Origin of the sequence: Methylobacterium oryzihabitans (assembly GCF_004004555.2) — a bacterium.
GTDB classification, from domain to species: domain Bacteria; phylum Pseudomonadota; class Alphaproteobacteria; order Rhizobiales; family Beijerinckiaceae; genus Methylobacterium; species Methylobacterium oryzihabitans.
Genome location: NZ_SACP01000001.1, coordinates 106,231 through 125,296 on the forward strand (window position 1 = coordinate 106,231; position 19,066 = coordinate 125,296).

The 19,066-nt window shown below is 72.8% G+C and carries 18 protein-coding genes; 8 read left to right on the forward strand and 10 right to left on the reverse strand.

Annotation, left to right across the window (positions count from 1 at the left end):
• Positions 1 to 7 precede the first annotated feature (7 nt).
• Together trpE and EOE48_RS00475 are read left to right on the forward strand one after the other, a co-directional pair.
• Positions 8 to 1,522, forward strand: coding sequence for an anthranilate synthase component I (gene trpE / locus EOE48_RS00470; RefSeq protein ID WP_127726811.1), 1,515 nt, complete (start codon positions 8 to 10; stop codon positions 1,520 to 1,522).
• 162 nt (positions 1,523 to 1,684) lie between these two features.
• On the forward strand, positions 1,685 to 3,319 hold the full coding sequence (locus EOE48_RS00475) for an ABC1 kinase family protein (protein WP_127726812.1): 1,635 nt from the start codon (positions 1,685 to 1,687) through the stop codon (positions 3,317 to 3,319).
• Positions 3,320 to 3,401: 82 nt separating this feature from the next.
• On the opposite strand, the gene EOE48_RS00480 is transcribed toward EOE48_RS00475, so the two are convergent.
• Positions 3,402 to 3,599 (reverse strand): hypothetical protein, encoded by a 198-nt coding sequence (locus EOE48_RS00480; protein WP_127726813.1) that lies wholly within the window; start codon positions 3,597 to 3,599, stop codon positions 3,402 to 3,404.
• A 579-nt stretch (positions 3,600 to 4,178) separates the two neighbouring features.
• On the opposite strand from EOE48_RS00480, the gene EOE48_RS00485 reads away from it, so the two are divergent.
• On the forward strand, positions 4,179 to 4,697 hold the full coding sequence (locus EOE48_RS00485; protein ID WP_127726814.1) for a cupin domain-containing protein: 519 nt from the start codon (positions 4,179 to 4,181) through the stop codon (positions 4,695 to 4,697).
• Positions 4,698 to 4,948: 251 nt separating this feature from the next.
• On the forward strand, positions 4,949 to 5,308 hold the full coding sequence (locus EOE48_RS00490) for a hypothetical protein (protein ID WP_127726815.1): 360 nt from the start codon (positions 4,949 to 4,951) through the stop codon (positions 5,306 to 5,308).
• Between the two features lie 190 nt (positions 5,309 to 5,498).
• On the opposite strand, the gene EOE48_RS00495 is transcribed toward EOE48_RS00490, so the two are convergent.
• The 5 genes from EOE48_RS00495 to EOE48_RS00515 all read right to left on the reverse strand — a co-directional run bounded on the left by EOE48_RS00495 (position 5,499) and on the right by EOE48_RS00515 (position 9,612).
• Entirely contained in the window at positions 5,499 to 5,933 is a 435-nt protein-coding gene (locus EOE48_RS00495) for a cupin domain-containing protein (protein WP_127726816.1), read from the reverse strand.
• 53 nt (positions 5,934 to 5,986) lie between these two features.
• Entirely contained in the window at positions 5,987 to 6,313 is a 327-nt protein-coding gene (locus tag EOE48_RS00500) for a lipid-A-disaccharide synthase N-terminal domain-containing protein (protein ID WP_127726817.1), read from the reverse strand.
• On the reverse strand, positions 6,313 to 7,044 hold the full coding sequence (locus tag EOE48_RS00505) for a glycosyltransferase (RefSeq protein WP_127727185.1): 732 nt from the start codon (positions 7,042 to 7,044) through the stop codon (positions 6,313 to 6,315). Before EOE48_RS00505 ends, EOE48_RS00500 begins: the two co-directional genes overlap by 1 nt.
• 65 nt (positions 7,045 to 7,109) lie before the next feature.
• Positions 7,110 to 8,822, reverse strand: a complete 1,713-nt coding sequence (locus tag EOE48_RS00510; RefSeq protein ID WP_127726818.1) for an ArnT family glycosyltransferase — start codon at positions 8,820 to 8,822, stop codon at positions 7,110 to 7,112.
• 373 nt (positions 8,823 to 9,195) lie between these two features.
• The gene (locus tag EOE48_RS00515) at positions 9,196 to 9,612 is read right to left on the reverse strand and encodes a hypothetical protein (protein WP_127726819.1); all 417 of its coding nucleotides are present in this window, start codon (positions 9,610 to 9,612) and stop codon (positions 9,196 to 9,198) included.
• Positions 9,613 to 9,786: 174 nt separating this feature from the next.
• Between EOE48_RS00515 and EOE48_RS00520 the strand changes: the two genes are divergently transcribed.
• The 3 genes from EOE48_RS00520 (at position 9,787) to EOE48_RS00530 (ending at position 13,722) form a co-directional block, all read left to right on the forward strand.
• Positions 9,787 to 10,833 (forward strand): ABC transporter ATP-binding protein, encoded by a 1,047-nt coding sequence (locus EOE48_RS00520; protein ID WP_127726820.1) that lies wholly within the window; start codon positions 9,787 to 9,789, stop codon positions 10,831 to 10,833.
• A 161-nt stretch (positions 10,834 to 10,994) separates the two neighbouring features.
• Positions 10,995 to 12,005: an extracellular solute-binding protein gene (locus EOE48_RS00525; protein WP_246153903.1), complete on the forward strand. Its 1,011-nt coding sequence runs from the start codon at positions 10,995 to 10,997 to the stop codon at positions 12,003 to 12,005.
• Between the two features lie 19 nt (positions 12,006 to 12,024).
• Positions 12,025 to 13,722: an ABC transporter permease gene (locus EOE48_RS00530; protein ID WP_127726821.1), complete on the forward strand. Its 1,698-nt coding sequence runs from the start codon at positions 12,025 to 12,027 to the stop codon at positions 13,720 to 13,722.
• On the opposite strand, the gene EOE48_RS00535 is transcribed toward EOE48_RS00530, so the two are convergent.
• The 3 genes from EOE48_RS00535 to trpS form a co-directional block, all read right to left on the reverse strand.
• The gene (locus EOE48_RS00535; RefSeq protein ID WP_127726822.1) at positions 13,697 to 14,755 is read right to left on the reverse strand and encodes an LLM class flavin-dependent oxidoreductase; all 1,059 of its coding nucleotides are present in this window, start codon (positions 14,753 to 14,755) and stop codon (positions 13,697 to 13,699) included. The two genes, EOE48_RS00530 and EOE48_RS00535, sit on opposite strands and share 26 nt — an antisense overlap.
• A gap of 75 nt (positions 14,756 to 14,830) precedes the next feature.
• Entirely contained in the window at positions 14,831 to 16,054 is a 1,224-nt protein-coding gene (locus EOE48_RS00540) for an MFS transporter (RefSeq protein WP_127726823.1), read from the reverse strand.
• 144 nt (positions 16,055 to 16,198) lie between these two features.
• Positions 16,199 to 17,209, reverse strand: a complete 1,011-nt coding sequence (gene trpS / locus EOE48_RS00545) for a tryptophan--tRNA ligase (protein ID WP_127726824.1) — start codon at positions 17,207 to 17,209, stop codon at positions 16,199 to 16,201.
• A gap of 389 nt (positions 17,210 to 17,598) precedes the next feature.
• Between trpS and EOE48_RS00550 the strand changes: the two genes are divergently transcribed.
• Positions 17,599 to 18,327 (forward strand): prephenate dehydrogenase, encoded by a 729-nt coding sequence (locus EOE48_RS00550; protein WP_127726825.1) that lies wholly within the window; start codon positions 17,599 to 17,601, stop codon positions 18,325 to 18,327.
• Positions 18,328 to 18,384: 57 nt separating this feature from the next.
• Here the strand turns inward: EOE48_RS00550 and EOE48_RS00555 are convergent, their stop codons facing one another.
• On the reverse strand, positions 18,385 to 19,050 hold the full coding sequence (locus EOE48_RS00555; protein WP_127726826.1) for a 3-oxoacid CoA-transferase subunit B: 666 nt from the start codon (positions 19,048 to 19,050) through the stop codon (positions 18,385 to 18,387).
• Positions 19,051 to 19,066: the final 16 nt, after the last annotated feature.

Genomic DNA, 19,066 nt, shown 5'->3' on the forward strand with positions numbered 1-19,066 from the left:
GATCCCGATGCTGGTCCTGCCGACGCCCGAGGACGCCGCCTCCGCCTACGCGGAGGGGCGCCCCGTCCTGCTGCGCACCGTCCTGGTCGCGGATCTCGAAACCCCCGTCGCCGCCTTCCTGAAGCTGCGCGCCGTCGAGGGCGGCCCGGCCTTCCTGCTCGAATCGGTCGAGGGCGGCGCCGCGCGGGGGCGCTACTCGATGATCGGCCTCGACCCGGACCTGATCTGGCGCTGCGAGGGCGGGCGGGCCTCCCGCGCCGCCCTGCCGGACCTCGCCGCGTTCGTTCCCGACGACCGCCCGCCGCTGGTGGCCCTGCGGGCGCTGATCGCCGAGAGCGCGATTCCCGCCGAGCCCGGCCTGCCGCCGATGGCCGCGGGCCTGTTCGGCTATCTCGGCTACGACATGGTGCGGGAGATGGAGCGCCTCGGCGCCCCCGGCCCCGACCCGATCGGCGTGCCGGACGCGATTCTGATGCGGCCGACCGTGATGGTGGTGTTCGACGCCGTGCGCGACGAGATCAGCGTCGTCGCCCCGGTCCGGCCGCAGCCGGATCGGCCGTTCCGGGCCGCGCACGAGGCGGCGCTGGCCCGCCTGGAACGGGTCGCCGACGCCCTCGAAGGCCCGCTGCCGGTCGAGGCGCGGATCAACCCGGCGGAGATCCCGGTCCCCGCCCCGGTCTCGAACACCGCGCCCGACGCGTTTCGCGGCATGGTCGCCCGGGCCAAGGAGTACATCGCCGCCGGCGACATCTTCCAGGTGGTGCTGTCGCAGCGCTTCGAGGCGCCGTTCGCGCTGCCGGCCTTCGCCCTCTACCGGGCGCTGCGGCGGGTCAACCCGGCGCCGTTCCTGTGTTACCTCGACTTCGTCGGCTTCCAGATCGTGTGCTCGTCGCCGGAGATCCTGGTGCGGGTGCGCGACGGCGCGGTGACGATCCGGCCGATCGCCGGCACCCGGCGGCGCGGCGCGACGCCGGAGGAGGACCGGGCGCTCGCCGACGACCTGCTCGCCGACCCCAAGGAGCGGTCCGAGCACCTGATGCTGCTCGACCTCGGCCGCAACGACGTCGGGCGCGTGTCGGAGATCGGCAGCGTGCGGGTCACCGATTCGTTCTTCCTCGAATACTACAGCCAGGTCATGCACATCGTGTCGAACGTCGAGGGCCGGCTCGACCCGCGCCACGACGCCCTGGCGGCCCTGGCGGCGGGGTTTCCCGCCGGCACGGTCTCGGGCGCCCCGAAGGTGCGGGCGATGCAGATCGTCGACGAGCTGGAGCGGGAGAAGCGCGGGCCCTATGGCGGCTGCATCGGCTATTTCGGCGCCGACGGGCAGATGGACACCTGCATCGTCCTGCGCACCGCGGTGGTGAAGGATGGGCGGATGCACGTCCAGGCCGGGGCCGGGATCGTGCACGATTCCGACCCCGAATCCGAGCAGCAGGAATGCGTCAACAAGGCCAGGGCGCTGTTCCGGGCCGCCGAGGAGGCGGTGCGGTTCGCCGCCCAAACCCGGCGCGGACAATAGCCACGCTCGGTCCGGTGGAATCCTCCAGCACCGCCCAAGTCCCGCCCAGGTGGCGCCGTAGACCAGCCCCGCGGCCAGACCATGCAACGACAGGACCGGGCCCGGGCCCGGGATCCCGTCGACCATCGCACTTCACGACAGGCGGCCCGTCCGGATGCACCCATGCTGAAAACCGCCTTCGTCGCCGCGCGTGACCGCCAGCGCCTCCAGGAGATCGCCGGAATCCTGATCGGGTTCGGGGTCAACAAGGTCGTGGACCGGCTCGGGCTGCGGGCGATCCCGCGCCTCGCCTGGCGCAGCACCCCGGCGGTCGACCTGACCCGGCTGTCCCAGCCCGAGCGGCTGCGGCGGGCGATCGAGGCGCTGGGGCCGACCTTCATCAAGCTCGGGCAGGTGCTGGCGAGCCGCGCCGACCTGCTGGCGCCGCAATGGACCGAGGAACTCGCCAAGCTGCACGACAAGGTCGCGCCGGTGCCGTGGGAGGTGATCCGCCCGCAGCTCGAGGCCGATCTCGGCGCTCCGCCGGAACAGATCTTTTCCGAGTTCGACATCAACCCGATCGCGTCGGCCTCGATCGCGCAGGTCTATCGGGCGCGGCTGGAGAGCGGTGAGGAGGTGATCGTCAAGGTCCGGCGGCCGGGCCTGCAGAAGATCATCGAGGCCGACCTGCGGCTCCTGTCGCACGCTACCCGGATCGTCGAGACCGAGTGGCCGGAGATGGCCCGCTACCGGCCGCACGAGCAGATGCGCCACATCGCCAACGGCCTGCGCGAGGAGCTCGACCTCAACAACGAGGCGCGCAACTGCGAGCTGCTGGCGTCGCAATTCGCCGACCGCGACGACATCGTTTTCCCGAAGATCTACTGGGAATGGACCTCCGAGCGGGTGCTGGTGCAGGAATTCATGCACGGCATCCCGCCGACCGACGGCCGGCGCCTCGACGAGGCCGGCCTCGACAAGGTGGTGCTCGCCCAGCGCGGCACCGACGCCTTCCTGCAGATGGCCCTGATCGAGGGCGTGTTCCACGCCGACCCGCATCCGGGCAACCTGCTGGCGCTGCCGGGCAACCGCATCGGCTTCATCGATTTCGGCATCGTCGGGCGGCTGTCGCAGCGGCGCCGGTCGCAGCTCCTGATCCTGATCGGCTCGATGCTGAAGGAGGATGCCGACGGGCTGATGGCGGTGCTGCTCGACTGGACCGGCGCCAGCAACCCCGACCTGACCCGGCTGGAGGCGGCGTCCCAGGCCTTCGTCACCCGCCACAACGGACCGTCGCTCAATCTCGGCCTCGTGCTGACCGACTTCATGACCATGGCGCGGGAGAACGACCTCGCCATGCCGACCGACCTCGCGATCCTGTTCAAGGGCCTCGTGACGGCGGACGGGGTGATGCGCCAGCTCGACCCGAACTTCGACCTGTTCGCCGCGGCGGGCCCGACGGTGAAGCGCACCATGCGGGCGCGCCTCAGCCTCAAGGACCTCAAGCCGCGCTTCGAGGGGCTGGCGACCGGCCTGTTCGGCGCCGCCTCGGAACTGCCGACGCTGATCCACCTGATGCTGGTGCGGCTCAAGCAGGGCCGGGTCACGGTCGAGATCGAGCTGAAGGGGATGGACAAGCTCACCCGCGGCATCGAGCGGGCGGCGGCCCGCGTCGCGGTCGGCCTCGTCGTCGCCGCCTTCGCGACCCAGCTCGCCCCGAGACTGATGGAGCACGGCACCCCGGCCTTCGCCACCATCGGCATCCTGGTGCTGACGATCGGGATCGGCTGGATCCTGCTGCTCGCCCGCAACCGCTGAGGCGGCCTCGCCCCCCTCCACCTGCGACGAAGCCCCGGAACGGTGCCGTTCCGGGGCTTCGCTGTCCTGGGTGTGGCGTGGATCAGTGGGTGCTGCGCCGCGGGCCCCGGCGGGTCCGCAATTCGGTCGCCGCGCGGGTGGCGTGACGGGGGCTGCGGAAGATCCGCCCTTCGAGGGCGTGGTAATCCGGGTGGGCGGAGAAGAAGCGGAAGCCGCCGGGCTCCGGGACGACGATGCCGGCGGAGGTCTCGCCGATCTCGACGATGCGGGCTGATTGCATGGCACGGGTCTCCTGCCGCCGGCGCGCGTCGGGCCGGCGAGGCGCCGGATCGAGGCCGGCGCGGAATCTCGGGAAAGGTTCGGGACGGTCAGGCGCGGGGCCGACAGCGGTCCCTGGCCGCGCGGGCCCGCTGCCGGGCCGCGTGGGCTCGGCCCGGGGCCCACCCTCGGGTCGTTCGCATCACAATCTCCAGATCGCGCGGAGCATCCGGGCCCGCACCGACGCGGGGGAACCGTCTCCCGGCACCGCGGCGCCCCGGGCCGGACCGGTCCCGAAGCACGCCCGGATCCTCGTCGGAGCAGGGCTCGGTGTCAAGCAAGATGTTCTTTCTGTAGAACAGCTTGAAAGAGAGCAACGTTCTCGCTGGTCCCGGCCCCGGCAAAATCACCTTCTTTTTACTCGTCCAAACTGGAACCCGGGCCGCGCCTTCCGTGGGGCACACCGCCCGCGCGGGAAGATCCGTTCTTTTTAACAAACATTATGGCGGCGGCGTCGGAGCCGGTAGGGCTTGGCGCCGCGGGCTCGGCGGGCCCAGGATGAGGGAGGTGCCGCATCCACGCGGCCGCCCCGGAGAGCGCCATGCACAGCGACCCGCATCATCCCCACGATCACGACCACGACCACCCCTCCCCGTCCGACGGCGCGCCGCGCTGGAAGCACGACGGCGTCCAGGTGATCGCGGGCGACCGCCTCGACCCGAACACCGCGCAGACACCCGGGATGTTCCGGCAGGCGGCGATCAACCACGCCCGCGTCGGGGCGCAGAAGATCTGGGCCGGCACGGTGGCGATCGAACCCGACGCCAAGACCGGCGTCCACCATCACGGGGCGCTGGAGAGCGTCATCTTCGTGGTGCGCGGGCGGGCCCGCATGCGCTGGGGCGAGCGGCTGGAATTCGTCGCCGAGGCGGGGCCGGGGGATTTCATCTACGTGCCGCCCTACGTCCCCCACCAGGAGATCAACGCCTCGCCCGACCAGCCGCTGGAATGCGTCCTCGTGCGCTCCGACAACGAGGCCGTGGTGGTCAACATCACCGACATCGAGCCGGTCGAGCGTCCCGAGACGGTTTTGTGGATCGACCCTATTCACCGGCCGTGACGCAGCGCCATCCCTCCGGAGACCCCACGAAATCAGATTTGCTGGGCGCGATTCCGGCCCTGCGAAGCATCAGGCAGCTAACCGGCCTAGACCGTCGCAAAGGAGAGAACGCCAAGGCCACGCTTCGGTTCCGTGGTGTGGCATAAAATAGTCTCCGATTTCGCAAAATCAGAATGCCCCCGGGTCCTGTTAACACTCTATTAATCTCCCTGACGGAGCCTTTGGGAAAGAGTGAGTAACAGGATCCTCCGATGCCGCAGCCGCAGCTTCGTCCCGAACTGACGTCCGACGCCGAATGCCCGGTCCCGCTGGAGACGCTGGGCGCGATCTACCGGGGCGACCGCGAGGAGGTGGACGCGATCGTGGCGGGCATCCCGCCGCGCACCCGGGCGCGCCTCGCCTCCTACCTCTACAGCAAGAGCCACCTGCACGCGATCGGGCTGCGGGTCGCCGCGACCTGCGAGGAGTTCGACCTCGTCCAGGTCGCCGGGGTCGCCGGTTCGGTCCTCTACGCCCAGTCCCGGACCCGCACCCGCCCGGCGGAGGCCCGCGCGCCGGCGACGCGCCGCGTCAGCCTCGCCGGCTCGCTCGCCGCCCGCGGCGCCGCATGACGCCCGTCGGGGCGACTCCCTCCCTCTCCGCCAGTTCCTCTGTTCCCCAGCGACGACGATCCGGGCCGGGCGCGCCTTCGCGGGTTCATACGGCTTCCGGCTGATCGCTTCGCGATGTGGAAACCGGCGTCGCTCAGGCGCCGCGCGGGCTGGTGACATGGTTTTCGGAACTGATCGTCCGAAAACCATGTCACTCGTCGGCCATCGGGTCCGCGCCCGGCGGCCGCAGGGCGTCGAGTTCGGGCATCAGCACCACGCTCTCCTGCTCGTTCGGGTCGGTCCGGGCGATCACCGCCGTGCAGGTCTCGGTGCGGCTGGCGTTGTAGGGCAGGTGCGGGACGTTGGCCGGGATGTAGACGAAGTCGCCCGGACGGGTCCACATGTGCTCGGACAGGTCGTCGCCGTACCACATGCCCGCTACCCCCGAGAGGACGTGGAGCGCCGTCTCGTGCGATGCGTGACGGTGCGCCTTCGCGCGGGCGCCCGGCGGCATCGAGACGAGCTGCAGGTGGATCCCGGCGGCGCCGACCGACTCGGCCGAGATCGCCGGGGTGTAGGTCAGGCCCTGCTTGCCGACGTAATCCGGCTCGGCGCGCACCACCCGGCAGGTCGGTCGCTCGCTCATGCGCTGTCTCCCGTCGCGGACCGTCCGATCCTACCGCAGGCGGCGGGGCGCCGTCAGCCGCCGCGCTCGCGCTTCTCGCGGAACACCAGCGCGAGGTTGCGCAGGTAGATCACCGTGCCGAGGCTCTGGCCGAGGATGAACACCGGGTCGCGCCGGTAGAGCGCGTAGCCGAGCAGCACCGCCGAGCCGCCGAGGGAGAAGAACCAGAACGAAACCGGGATCACGCTGCGCCCGGCCCGCTCGCTGGCGACCCATTGTACCAGGAACCGGGCGGTGAACAGCGCCTGCCCGAGCAGCCCGACCAGCACCACGAGGTCGACCGGGCCGGCGAACAGCGACGCCAGATAGGCGCCGAGCCCGTGCATGATGTCGGCGACCATCAGCCCGCCTCCCCCTCGCCGCCGGCCAGCTCCGGCACACGGCGCCGGCGGCGGATCAGCCACCACACCCCGGCGAGGTCGAGGATGCCGACCCAGAGCCGGTCGAACAGGCCGTAATTCGACTGCCCGCTCATCCGCGGCCGGTCGACCACGTCGACATGGACCACCCGGAAGCCCTCGCGGGCGACCAGCGCCGGCATGAAGCGGTGCAGGGCGTCGAAATACGGCAGCCCGAGATAGACCGCGCGGCGAAACACCTTCAGGCCGCAGCCGGTGTCGCGGGTGGCGTCGTTGAGGATGCGGCCGCGCACCCCGTTGGCGATGCGCGATTGCAGGGTCTTGAGCCGGCCGTCCTTGCGCCCGATCCGTTGGCCCTGGGCGAGGCCGGCCCGCGGCCCGGCCGCGTCCAGCGCCGCGACCAGGGCCGGGATGAAGGCCGGATCGTTCTGGCCGTCGCCGTCGAGGGTGGCCACCACGGCGCCGCGGGCCGCAAGGACGCCCGAGCGCACCGCCGCGCTTTGGCCGCAGCTCGCCTTGTGGCGCACGACCCGCAGCATCGGGTGGCGGCGCGCCGCCTCCGCCAGAGCCGTCGCGGTGCCGTCGCCCGAGCCGTCGTCGACGTAGACGATCTCGAACGGGGCGAGCGGCGCGCAGGCTTGCGCGATTTCGGCGGCGAGCGGCGCGATGTTGGCCGCCTCGTTGCGCACCGGCACGACCACGCTCAGGCGCATCCCGGCGGCGGAGGGCGCGGCCGGCGGCGTCGCCAGCTTCTCGGCGTCGATGGGGACGATCTCGGTCACGGCGTCACCGCGTAGGCGGTGAGGCCGACCGGCTTGCCGCCGTTGATGTTGAACCCGGTGACGCGCCCAACTTGCGCCGGCGCGAGGCCGGTCGAGGCCGTGGCCGTCGCGAAGGCACCGGCGAAGCGGTCCTCGACGTAGAGCAGGCGGCAGCCGCCGCCGGCGAGGAACGACGCCGCCTCGGGGGCGGTCTCCAGCATGTCGAGGTCGGTCCCGGTCAGGAAGACGAGGCTCGGCTCGCGGTAGCCGAGGGTGGCGACGAGCGGCCGGCACGGCAGCGTCCCGCGCAGGGCGGCGAGGCGCGGCGACACCTTCAGCGCGGCCAGGGCCGGCTGGACCAGACCGAACACCGCCGGCCCGGCGACGGCGCCAGCGATGACCGCCACGGCGAGCGCCCGTTCGGGCGCGCCGTCGGCGAACAGCCGCCACGCCAGCGCCGCGACGGCGAGCGCCACCGCGAGGGCGGCGAGGCCGGCCGCCGGGACGGCGCCGTCGAGGCGCCAGCCGGCGAAGCCGAGGCCGAGGATCAGCCCGAGGGGGATCAGCGGCACCAGCAGCGCGACGAGGCGCGCGCCCGGCCGGTCGCGGTGCACCGCCCCGGCGGCCACCGCCATCACGGCGAGGATCGCCAGCGCCGGGCACAGCGGCAGGACGTAGTGCGGCAGCTTCGTCGGCACCGCCTCGAAGACGAGCCAGGACGGGACGACCCAGGCGATCAGGAACGCGACCGCGTCGTCGCGGCGCCGGGCGAAGGCGAACGGGAGCGCCATGGCGGCGAAGGCGGCGGCGGGCCAGAAGGTCGCGAAGATCACCAGCAGGTAGGTACCGGGCGGCGCCCAGTGCTGGGTCTGGGCGGTGCCGACCTTGCCGAGCATGTCGTGTCCGACCGCCTCGCCGAAGAAGGCGCCGTGGCTGCGCAGCGCGATGGCGACGAACCAGGGCGCCACCAGCACCAGCACGAGGGCGAGGCCGGGCAGCGGGCGCAGCCGCGCCAGCCACGCGCCGGAGCGCGCCTTGACCGACAGCGCCAGCGCCGCGAGGCCGGCGAAGAGCGGCACCATCGGTCCCTTGACCAGGATGCCGAGCGCGACCGCGAGCCAGAAAACCAGGGCGGTGCCCCAGCCGAGCCGGGCCTCGCGCGACAGCCACGCCCGGGCGAACGCTCCCATGGCGGCGACCGTGGTCGCGGTGAGGAGCGCGTCGGTCTTGGCCAGCCGCGCCTCGGCGCCGAGCATGGCGGAGGCGCAGACCAGGGCGGCGGCGAGGAAGGCGAGGCGCCGGGGCAGGAAGGTGAGCGCCGCCCAGTAGCTCAGCAGCACGACCGCGACCGCGCCGGCGAGCGAGGGGAGGCGGTAGAGCGCGATGGTGGTGCGGGCCTCCGGCACGCCGAGGCGCTCGGCGGCCGAGACCACGGCGGCCTGGGCCCAGTAGATCCCGACCGGCTTCTTGTGCCGGGCCTCGCCCTGGAAGCGGATGTCGACGAGGTCGCCGGTCTCGAGCATCTGCTTGGAGGCCTGCGCGAATCGCGGCTCGTCGCGGTCCATCGGCTGGAGCGAGGCGAAGCCCGGCAGGAAGCAGACGAGGGCGAGGGCGAACAGCAGCGCGCAGGCGGTCGCGTGGCTGCGGGCGCCGAGGGAGAGGAGGGAGTCGGCGTAGGCGCCCGCCACGGCGGCGAGGCCGGGGCGGCGCCCGGCGGCGAGGCTCGTCATGCACAGATCCGGGGCCGGCCCGGAGGGCCGCGCGGCGGGCGCCGATGTCGATGATCCCGCCCCGAAAGTCAATTTCTTTGGCCTGGGGCGGCAGGTTCACCGCTTTGGAGCAGTCTGACTGGCGCTCGTCCTTACGTGGCTGTTAGGAAATGAAACAGACCCGCGCCTCCCCTCTCCCGAGTGGGAGAGGGGCCGGGGGTGAGGGTGGCTCGGGTTCAGAATGGAATAGTGAGGGTTGAGCTGCGCAGCTCAACTTCTCGTGTTTTATCCTGAACCGTCTCCACCCTCACCCCTACCCCTCTCCCACTCGGGAGAGGGGATCCCGCGCTTTGGAATTCGACCGCCAAATCAGTTGCTTGGAGTCAGTTTCCATTTAAGCCGGGTGCGCGGTGGGCTCGAACAGGAAGCCGTCGCGGGCCGGGATCGGCACCGACAGGCTGACGCCGCAGGACGAGCGCGACAGCCGCCACGGCCGGTCCAGCGTCGCGCGCACCGCCTCGGACGGGCGCAGGCGGCGGGCGGCGCCGTCCTCGGCCACCTCCTCGATCGTGAGGAAGCCGTAGACCTGCAGGCGGGAGGCGAGGAGCTTGGTCGCCCGGTCGCCGGCCGCGACCGGCAGGCTGCCGGCCTCGTAGACCGTGTCCATCAGCCGGCGCTGGTCGCGGCGGGCTGCGGCCACGACGGGGCCGGGACCGAGATCGGGGTCGAACGCCCCGGAAGCCGGGATCGGAACGGCACGGGAGCGCCGGAACGGCACCACGGTGCCGGCTTCGTTCGCGTGCTGACGCATACGCATAACCCTGGGTCGCGTTCAAGTCGGGCCGCATCGTCGCCTGACGGCGAATCGCGGCGTCGAGCGCAGCATTCGACCGATCGGTTTAACGCGCGATTGACCACGCGCCGCGGCTCCGGCATCGGCCTGTGCCAGAACGGGGCGCCGCGCTCCCCGCGCCGAGGCCGCTCCATGACCCCTCCTCCCGCCCTCGCGATCGAGGACGTCGCCTGCCGCTTCGGCGCGGTGCAGGCCCTCGACGGCGTGTCGCTGGAGGTCCGGCCCGGCGAGGTGGTGGCGCTGCTCGGCGATTCCGGCTGCGGCAAGAGCACCCTCCTGCGCATCGTCGCCGGGCTGGAGCAGCCGTCCCGCGGCCGCATCGCCATCGACGGGCAGGTGGTGGCCGGGGCCGGCCCGTCGGTGCCGCCGGAGTCCCGCGGCGTCGGCCTGATGTTCCAGGACTACGCCCTGTTTCCCCACCTCACGGTGGCGCAGAACGTCCGCTTCGGCCTCGCCGGGCGGACGCGGGCGGACGGCGACCCGGCCCTCGACCTCCTGGCCCAGGTCGGCCTCGCGGCCCTCGCCGAGAGCTACCCGCCGACCCTGTCGGGCGGCGAGCAGCAGCGCGTCGCGCTCGTGCGGGCGCTCGCGCCGCGGCCACGTCTGCTGCTCCTCGACGAGCCGTTCTCCAACCTCGACCGGCGGATGCGCGACCGGGTGCGGGAGGACACCGTGGCGCTGCTGCGCCGCACCGGCACCACCGCGCTGCTGGTCACCCACGATCCCGAGGAGGCGCTGGCGGTGGCCTCGCGGGTCGCGCTGATGCGCGGCGGCCGCATCGTGCAGGTGGCGAGCGGCGAAACGCTGTATCGCCGCCCGGCCAGCCTCTTCGCCGCCCGCTTCCTCGCCGACGCCGCCGAGATCCCCGGAACCTGCCGGGACGGCGCCGTGGCGACGCCGCTCGGGCCGGTGCCGGCGCCGGGCTTCTCCGAGGGCGTCCGCCTGCGGGTCTGCCTGCGGCCCGAGGCGGTGGTGGCCGGGCCGCCGGGGAGCGGGACGCCCGCCCGGGTGCTGCGCCGGACCTTCCTCGGCGCCGCGACCCTGCTCCACCTCGCGGTGCCGGGCCTCGACGCGCCGTTGCGCGCGCGCCTCGCCGGGCGCGGCCCCTACGGCGCCGGCGACGCCGCCGGCGTGACGCTGAGTCCGGAATCCGTCCTCGTGCTGCCCGACGAGGATTAAAGTCGCGCGCCGGACGTGACGCTGCTGAGTCAAGTCGAACAGCTTTACATTGAAACAAGTCTAATATATTGTGCTTGCTTTCATGGCCGTTCTGTCTCTCTACGGGGTGCCTCTCCGTGGAGACATCCGCCTTGTCACGCCATCGCTTCGCCCTGGGTCTGCTGACGCTCGCCGCGCTCGTCTGCGGCCCCGCCCGCGCGCAGGCCCCCGCCCCGGCCTCCGGCGAGGTCAACCTCTACACCACCCGCGAGCCCGGCCTGATCCGCCCGCTCCTCGACGCCTTCACGGCGAAGTCCGGCGTCAAGGTCAACACGGTGTTCGTCGACAAGGGCCTCGCCGAGCGGGTCGCCGCCGAGGGCGCGCGCTCGGCGGCCGACGTGCTGATGACCGTCGACATCGGCAACCTGATCGAGCTGGTCGACAAGGACCTCGCCCAGCCGGTGCGCTCGCCGGCGATCGAGGCGGCGGTGCCGGCCTCCCTGCGCGACCCCGAGGGCCGCTGGCTCGCCCTGTCGATCCGCGCCCGGGTCGCCTACGCCAAGCCGGGCCTCAAGGGGCTCGACGGCATCACCTACGAGAGCCTCGCCGACCCCAAGTACAAGGGCGAGGTCTGCCTGCGCTCGGGCCAGCATCCCTACAACACCGCGCTGATCGCCGCCTATCTCGTGAAGCACGGCGAGGAGAAGGCCGAGGCGTGGCTGCGCGGGCTGAAGGACAACCTCGCCCGCAAGGCCGGCGGCGGCGACCGCGACGTCGCCCGCGACATCGTCGCGGACCTCTGCGACATCGGTCTGGCGAACTCGTACTATGTCGGGCTGATGCGCAGCGGCCGCGGCGGCCCCGAGCAGAAGAAGTGGGGCGACGGCATCACGGTGGCGCTGCCGGTCTTCGAGGGCGGCGGCACCCACGTCAACGTGTCGGGCGCCGTGGTGGCGAAGTCCGCCCCGAACCGCGACAACGCGGTCAAGCTGCTCGAATACCTCGTCTCCGACGAGGCGCAGGGCCTCTACGCCAAGGCCGACTACGAGTATCCGGTGAAGCCCGGCGCGCCGGTCGACCCGCTGCTCGCCGAACTCGGCCCGCTCAAGATCGACGCCACGCCGCTCGTCGAGATCGCCCGCCGGCGCAAGGCCGCGAGCCTGCTCGTCGACAAGGTCGGCTTCGACAAGTAGCCGGCGGGACCCGGCTGCCATGCCGACGGAGCGTGCCGCGCTGGGCCGCCTCGCCCCGCGCCTGCGCGCGGCCGGTCCGGCCGCCTGGAGCCCGCGGGTCTGGGCCCTGGTGGCGGGCTTCGCCGCCCTGCTCGTGCTCGCGCCGCTCGCCTCGCTCGCCGTCGAGGCGCTGCGGGGATCGAGCGGGCTGTGGCCACACCTCCTCGCCTACGTGCTGCCGCAGGCGGTGCGCGACACGGTGCTGCTGCTGGCCGGCGTCGGACTCGTGGTGGTGGCGGTCGGGGCGGGGGCGGCGTGGCTCGTCGCCGCCTACGAGTTCCCCGGCCGGCGGCTGCTCGACTGGGCGCTGCTGCTGCCGTTGGCGGTGCCGACCTACATCGTCGCCTACGCCTATCTCGACCTGCTGCACCCGGTCGGACCGATCCAGAGCGGGCTGCGGGCGCTCTTCGGCTACGCCCGTCCGCGCGACCTCGTGCTGCCGGACGTGCGCTCGCTGCCGGGCTGCATCCTGCTGCTGGGCTTCGTGCTCTACCCCTACGTCTATCTGCCGGTGCGGGCGCTGTTCCTGATGCAGTCGGCGAGCCTGATCGAGGCCGGCCGCAGCCTCGGGCTCGGGCCGGCGGCGGTGTTCCGCCGGGTCGCCCTGCCGCTCGCCCGCCCCGCCCTGGCCCTCGGCGCCAGCCTCGCCCTGCTCGAGGCGCTCAACGACATCGGGGCGGCGGAATTCCTCGGGGTGCGCACCCTGACGGTCTCGATCTACGCCACCTGGGTCAACCGCTCGGACCTGCCGGGCGCGGCCGGCATCGCCCTGGTGATGCTCGTCCTCGTGCTGGCCCTGATCTCGGTGGAGCGGGCTGCGCGCCGGCGCCGGCACTATGCCGGAGCGGCCCAGCGCTCGCGGCGGATGAGCCGCACGCGCCTGTCGGGCCTCCCGGCCCTCCTCGCCCTCGGGCTCGGCCTCGCGCCGGTGACGGTCGGGTTCCTGCTGCCGGCGGGCTACCTCGCGGTCGCGGCGCTGGAGCGCCTCGGCAGCGCCGGCCTCAGCGCGGCGATCGTCAGCGAGACGCTGGCCACCCTCGCCTATGCCGGCGTGGCGGCGCTCTTCGCCACGGGCCTCGGCCTCGTGGTCGCGGCCGGCCCCCTCCTCTCGGCGGGCGGCGCGGCGTGGCGGGACGCGCTGCTGCGCTGCGCCACCCTCGGTTACGCGGTGCCCGGCGCGATCCTGGCGATCGGGCTGATGCCGCCGCTCTCGGCGCTGGACGGCGCCCTCGACGCCCTGAGCCGTCAGATCACCGGCACCGGTCTCGCGCTGGTCGGGCTCGGCAGCGGCACCGCCCTGGTCTACGCCTACGTCGTGCGCTTCCTCGCGATCACGGTCGGGAGCAGCGAGGCGGGGCTGGCCCGGGTGCCGCGCTCGCTCGGCGACGCCGCCCGTGTGCTCGGCCGCGGCCCCGGCGGCGCGCTGGCGCGGGTCCACCTGCCGCTCACCGCCCCCGCCGTGCTGAGCGGCGCGCTGCTGGTCTTCGTCGATTGCGTCAAGGAACTGCCGGCGACCCTGCTGCTGCGCCCGCTCAACGTCGAGACGCTGGCGACCCACCTCTACGGCGAGGCGGCGCGCGGCACCTACGAGGACGGCGCGGTCGCCGCCCTGCTGATCGTCGCGGTGGGGCTGCTGCCGGTGGCCCTGCTGCTCAGGGTCTCGACCCCGAAGACGTGACGCCGTCGGCCAGCATCGCACGCACCCGCGGGGCGACGCGGGTGCCGTAGAGTTCGATCCCGCGCATCAGCCGCTCGTGCGCCAGCGGCCCGGCGCTGTACTTGAGCTGGAACCGCGACAGGCCCAGCGCCGTCACGGTGGCGGCGATCTTGCGCGCCACCGTCTCGGGCGAGCCGAGATAGAGCGAGCCGTGCGCAACCTCGTGCTCGAACTCGTCGCGGGCCATCGGCGGCCAGCCGCGCTCGGCGCCGATGCGGTCGCGCATCCGCTTGTAGTCGGGAAAGAACTCCTCGCGGGCCTGGGCGTCGGTCTCGGCGACGTAGCCCGGGGAGTGGACGCCGAACGGCGGCACCGGCCGGCCGAGCGCCGCGAAGGCGCGGTGATAGAGGTCGACATGGGGGCGGAAGCGCCCGGGCGCGCCGCCGATGATCGCGAGCATCATCGGCAGGCCGTACTGCGCCGCCCGCACCACCGAGTTCGGGCTGCCGCCGACGCCGATCCAGGTCCGCAGCGGCGTCTCGACGGTCGGAAACACCCGCTGCCCGTCCAGGGGCGCCCGGGTGGTGCCCCGCCACGTCACCGCCCCGCCGGCGAGGAGCGCCGCGAACAGGTCGAGCTTGTCCTCGAACAGCGTCTCGTAATCGTCGAGGGCGTAGCCGAACAGCGGGAACGATTCGGTGAACGAGCCGCGCCCGAGGATGACCTCGGCCCGCCCCTCCGACACCGCCTGGAGCGTGGCGAAGCGCTGGAACACCCGGACCGGATCGTCCGAGCTCAGTACCGTCACGGCCGAGCCGAGCCGGATGCGCCGGGTCCGCCCGGCGATGGCGGCGAGCACGGTCTCGGGCGAGGAGACGGCAAAATCCTCGCGGTGGTGCTCGCCGACGCCGAAGAAGTCGAGGCCGGCCTCCTCGGCCTGCACCGCCTCGGCGACGACGTTGCGGAGCACCTGTGCGTGCGGGAGGAGGGTCCCGTCCGGCGCCGCGGTCACGTCGCCGAAGGTGTCGAGGCCGAGTTCGAGGGTCTGCGTCATGCCGGCCACCATGGCGCAGGCGCGTCACAGGGGGAATGGCCGCGCCGCGGGAGCAGGCATGCGGCGCGCCCGGGGTCAGGCCGGTGCGACGCGCCCGTGCTCGGTCGGCCGGACCAGCAGCCACAGGCCGATCGACACCGGCACGAGGTTCCACAGGATCCCGTGCGCGAAGGCGGCGGCGTAGGTCCCGCTGAGATCGAAGATCACCCCCGAGACCCAGCCGCCGAAGGCCATGCCGAACAGCGTCGCCATGATGACGAGGCCGACCCGGCCGCCGGCCTCGCGGGCCGGGAAGATCTCACGCACGATGATCGCGTAGGCCGGCACGATCCCGCCCTGGAACAGGCCGAACAGGGCCGAGACCACGTAGAGTGAGACCAGGCCGTCGAACAGCAGGTACAGGACCAGGGCGACGCCCTGGAGCGAGGCGCCGAGGAGCAGGGTGCGGACGCCGCCGATCCGGTCGGCGAGGAAGCCGGACCCGACCCGGCTGACGATGCCGAAGCCGAGCATCAGCGACAGCATCTCGGCGCCGCGGGCGACGCCGTAGCCGAGGTCGCCGCAATAGGCGACGATGTGGACCTGCGGCATCGCCATCGCGACGCAGCAGGCGAAGCCCGACAGCACCAGCAGCCCCTGCACCAGCCGCGGCGAGGCCACGCCGAGTGCGCCGTCCCGCCCCGCGGGGGCGGCCGTCTCGACGGCGGGCGCTGGGCCGCGCAGGAGCAGGGCGAGGGGCACCATGGCGGCGAGGCAGAACAGGCCGAGGCCGAGCTGGGTCAGGCGCCAGCCGAAGGCCGCGACCGCGGCCTGGACCAGCGGCGGCCACAGGGTCCCGGCGAGGTAGTTGCCCGCGGCGCAGAGCGAGACCGCGATGCCGCGCCGGCGCACGAACCACAGCGAGATGTCGGCCATCAGTGGGCCGAACGCGCAGGAACTGCCGACGCCGATGAGCAGCCCGTGGGCGAGGGTGAAGCCGGCGAGCCCGCCCGACAGGGCCGACAGCCCGAACCCGATCGCGAGGCAGACGCTGCCGATCAGCAGCGGGGTGGTGACGCCGAACCGGTCGGCGAGCCGCCCCATCAGCACGCCGCCGAAGGCGAATCCGACCATCGTCATCGTGTAGGGCAGCGACGCCGCGGCGCGGGCGATGCCGAACTCCGCCTGCACGGCGGGCAGCACCACGACGACCGACCACATGCTGGCGCCGCCGAGGGTCGACAGCAGCACGGCCACGACGAGGCGTCGCCAGGCGGCGGCGGAATCCGGCCCGTCGGCCGGCAGCGGGGAGGCGGTCACGGGCGTTTCCCTGAAAGCGAGGCCCGTCCGGACTTGGCGCCGGATCGGGCAGGACGCGGCTCTAGCAGGCGCCCCCGGATGCCGGTAGCCGCCCGGGCGCAACCCCGTCCGGCGTTCTGGAGGAGCCAGCGGATCCGGGTTCCGTCAGGCCCAGGCGAACAGGCCGAGGCCGGCATGGATCTCGTCCCTCGTCGCCCGGGTCAGCGCGCGGGCACGCCCGGTCCCGGCGCGCAGGACGTCGATCACGCCGTCGCGGTCGCGGGCGAGGGCCGCCCGGCGCTCGCGGATCGGGCCGATCAGGTCGCGCAGCAGGCCGGAAAGCCGGCGCTTGAGCGCCACGTCGCCGAGGCCGCCGCGGCGATAGTCCCGCTTCAACGCCTCGACCGCCACCGCGTCGGGATCGAAGGCGTCGAGATAGGTGAACACCACGTTGCCCTCGACCCGGCCCGGGTCGCTGGCGCGCAGGTGGTCGGGATCCGTATACATCCGGTGCACCGCCGCATCGATCTCGGCGTCGGAGGCCGACAGCGGAATGGCGTTGCCCTGCGACTTGCTCATCTTGGCGCGGCCGTCGACGCCCGGGAGCCGTCCGTGGCGCGGCACCAGGGCCTTCGCCTCCGGCAGCACGGCGCGGCCGGCCTGACGGTTGAGGCGGCGGACGATCTCGTTGGTCTGCTCGATCATCGGCACCTGATCCTCTCCCACCGGGACCAGGGTCGCCTTGAACGCGGTGATGTCGGCCGCCTGGGCCGCGGGGTAGCACAGGAAGCCGGCCGGGATGTCGCGGCCGAAGCCGCGGGCCTGGATCTCGTCCTTGATCGTCGGGTTGCGCTCCAGCCGCGCCACGGTGACGAGGCTGAGATACAGCATCGTCAGTTCGGCGAGCGCCGGCAGCGCCGACTGGACGCAGATCGTGGTCACGGCCGGATCGATGCCGACCGCGAGATAATCCAGCGCGACCTCGACGACGTTGCGGCTGACCCGGGCCGGGTCGTCGGCGTTGTCGGTGAGCGCCTGGGCATCGGCGAGGAGCAGGAACTGGCGGTGGCTGGACTGAAGCGCGACGCGGTTGCGCAGCGAGCCGACGTAGTGGCCGAGATGGAGCGGACCGGTGGTGCGGTCGCCGGTGAGGATGACGGGTCTGTCGGGGGGCATCGGGCTCTCCGGGGAGGGAGCCGCCGCGTCGGGACCGGATGCGGGGAACGACCGAGCCTGCCGAAACGGCGGCATCGGTCGCAAAAAGATGACGACGGCCGCTTCCTCAGAGGAAGCGCCACCAGGCGAAGCAAGGGGAGTGGCCGGCGCGGGTCATCGCCGCCAGGCTCGCATGCCGGCGTTCGGTGCGCAAGCGTGGCGTTGACAGGCGCCCCCGGCCCCGGTACCGCAGCCCGATGACGACCCGGTCGCCCCTCGCCGCATCGTATTCCGCGCCGCTCACATAGCGGCGGGATGCGTGTCGTCCTTCAACCGCTGCGGCACGCCGGCGGTTGGGATCCGAGGATGGGGACTGCACCGGCTCCGCGGCGCCTCGCGGAGATCCCCTCGTGCCCCACACCTCCACGGACGCCCCGGCTCTCGGACTGATCGGCTTCGGTGCCTTCGGCCGGCTCGCGGCCCGCCAACTGCGGCGGCATTTCCGGGTCCTCGCCTACGATCCCGCGGCGGCGGCGGACGAGGCGGGCGTCGCATTCGTCGGCCTCACCGAGGCCGCGTCCTGTCCGGTCGTCGTCCTGGCGGTGCCGGTCTGCCGTCTCGCCGAGACCGTCGCGGCGGTGGCGCCGCACCTTCGGCCGGGGGCCCTCGTCCTCGACGTCGGCTCGGTGAAGGAGGAACCGGCGCGCCTCATGCGCGAGGGACTGCCGGACCATGTCGAGATCGTCGCGACCCATCCGCTGTTCGGGCCGCAGAGCGCCCGCGACGGCCTCGCCGGGCTCAAGATCGCGGTCTGCCCGGTGCGCGGCCGGTCCGCCCGGCGGGTCGCGGCGTTCCTGCGACGGGCCTTCGGCCTCGACGTGATCGTGACGACGCCGGAGGACCACGACCGCGACGCCGCCCTGGCGCAGGGTCTCACCCACCTCATCGCCGGGCTCGTGGTGCGGATGGAGCCGCTCCCGAGCCGCATCACCACCCGCAGCTTCGACCTGCTGATGGAGGCGGTCGGCATGGTCCGGCACGACGCGCCGGAGGTGTTCGAGGCGATCGTGCGGGCGAACCCCTACGCCGCCGAGATGCGGCGGCGGTTCGCGGCTCTGGCCGGAGCGGTCGACGGGTGAGGCGCAGCCGGCCCGACGATGGCCGGCCCGCGGCGGGGCCGGCCGGTGCGGTTGCGCTCAGGCGTTCTTCAGCGCGACCCGGTACGTGCCCTCGGTCTTGGACCGGACCTCGTCCTCGCTGACGCCGTCGGCGAGCTCGATCAGGCTCATGCCGCCGTCGCCCTTCTTGTCGATGGTGAACACGCCGAGATCGGTGATGACCATGTCGACGACCTGGGTCCCGGTCAGCGGCAGGTCGCAGGCCTTGAGCAGCTTGGCGCTCTCCGAGCCGTCCTTGCCCTTGGCGACGTGCTCCATCACCACCACGACCTTCTTCACCCCGGCGACGAGGTCCATCGCGCCGCCCATCCCCTTCACCATCTTGCCGGGGATCATCCAGTTGGCGAGGTCGCCGTTCTCGGCCACCTGCATGGCGCCGAGGATCGACAGGTCGATGTGGCCGCCGCGGATCATCCCGAACGAGTCCGACGACGAGAAGTAGCTCGTGGTCGGCAGTTCGGTGATGGTCTGCTTGCCGGCGTTGATGAGGTCCGGGTCCTCCTCGCCCTCGTAGGGGAACGGCCCCATGCCGAGCATGCCGTTCTCCGACTGGAGCTGCACCGACATGCCGTCCGGGATGTAGTTCGACACCAGCGTCGGGATGCCGATGCCGAGATTGACGTAGAAGCCGTCCTGCAGCTCCTTGGCGGCGCGCGCCGCCATCTGGTCGCGGGTCCAGGCCATGGGTCGGTCCTCCTCG

What these genes read in the sequence shown, in the direction of transcription:
- trpE (WP_127726811.1), top strand. Translation starts at nt 8, where the DNA reads ATGCTGGTCCTGCCGACGCCCGAGGACGCCGCCTCCGCCTACGCGGAG.
- EOE48_RS00475 (WP_127726812.1), top strand. Translation starts at nt 1,685, where the DNA reads ATGCTGAAAACCGCCTTCGTCGCCGCGCGTGACCGCCAGCGCCTCCAG.
- EOE48_RS00480 (WP_127726813.1), bottom strand. Translation starts at nt 3,599, where the DNA reads ATGCAATCAGCCCGCATCGTCGAGATCGGCGAGACCTCCGCCGGCATC.
- EOE48_RS00485 (WP_127726814.1), top strand. Translation starts at nt 4,179, where the DNA reads ATGCACAGCGACCCGCATCATCCCCACGATCACGACCACGACCACCCC.
- EOE48_RS00490 (WP_127726815.1), top strand. Translation starts at nt 4,949, where the DNA reads ATGCCGCAGCCGCAGCTTCGTCCCGAACTGACGTCCGACGCCGAATGC.
- EOE48_RS00495 (WP_127726816.1), bottom strand. Translation starts at nt 5,933, where the DNA reads ATGAGCGAGCGACCGACCTGCCGGGTGGTGCGCGCCGAGCCGGATTAC.
- EOE48_RS00500 (WP_127726817.1), bottom strand. Translation starts at nt 6,313, where the DNA reads ATGGTCGCCGACATCATGCACGGGCTCGGCGCCTATCTGGCGTCGCTG.
- EOE48_RS00505 (WP_127727185.1), bottom strand. Translation starts at nt 7,044, where the DNA reads ATGCGCCTGAGCGTGGTCGTGCCGGTGCGCAACGAGGCGGCCAACATC.
- EOE48_RS00510 (WP_127726818.1), bottom strand. Translation starts at nt 8,822, where the DNA reads ATGACGAGCCTCGCCGCCGGGCGCCGCCCCGGCCTCGCCGCCGTGGCG.
- EOE48_RS00515 (WP_127726819.1), bottom strand. Translation starts at nt 9,612, where the DNA reads ATGCGTCAGCACGCGAACGAAGCCGGCACCGTGGTGCCGTTCCGGCGC.
- EOE48_RS00520 (WP_127726820.1), top strand. Translation starts at nt 9,787, where the DNA reads ATGACCCCTCCTCCCGCCCTCGCGATCGAGGACGTCGCCTGCCGCTTC.
- EOE48_RS00530 (WP_127726821.1), top strand. Translation starts at nt 12,025, where the DNA reads ATGCCGACGGAGCGTGCCGCGCTGGGCCGCCTCGCCCCGCGCCTGCGC.
- EOE48_RS00535 (WP_127726822.1), bottom strand. Translation starts at nt 14,755, where the DNA reads ATGACGCAGACCCTCGAACTCGGCCTCGACACCTTCGGCGACGTGACC.
- trpS (WP_127726824.1), bottom strand. Translation starts at nt 17,209, where the DNA reads ATGCCCCCCGACAGACCCGTCATCCTCACCGGCGACCGCACCACCGGT.
- EOE48_RS00555 (WP_127726826.1), bottom strand. Translation starts at nt 19,050, where the DNA reads ATGGCCTGGACCCGCGACCAGATGGCGGCGCGCGCCGCCAAGGAGCTG.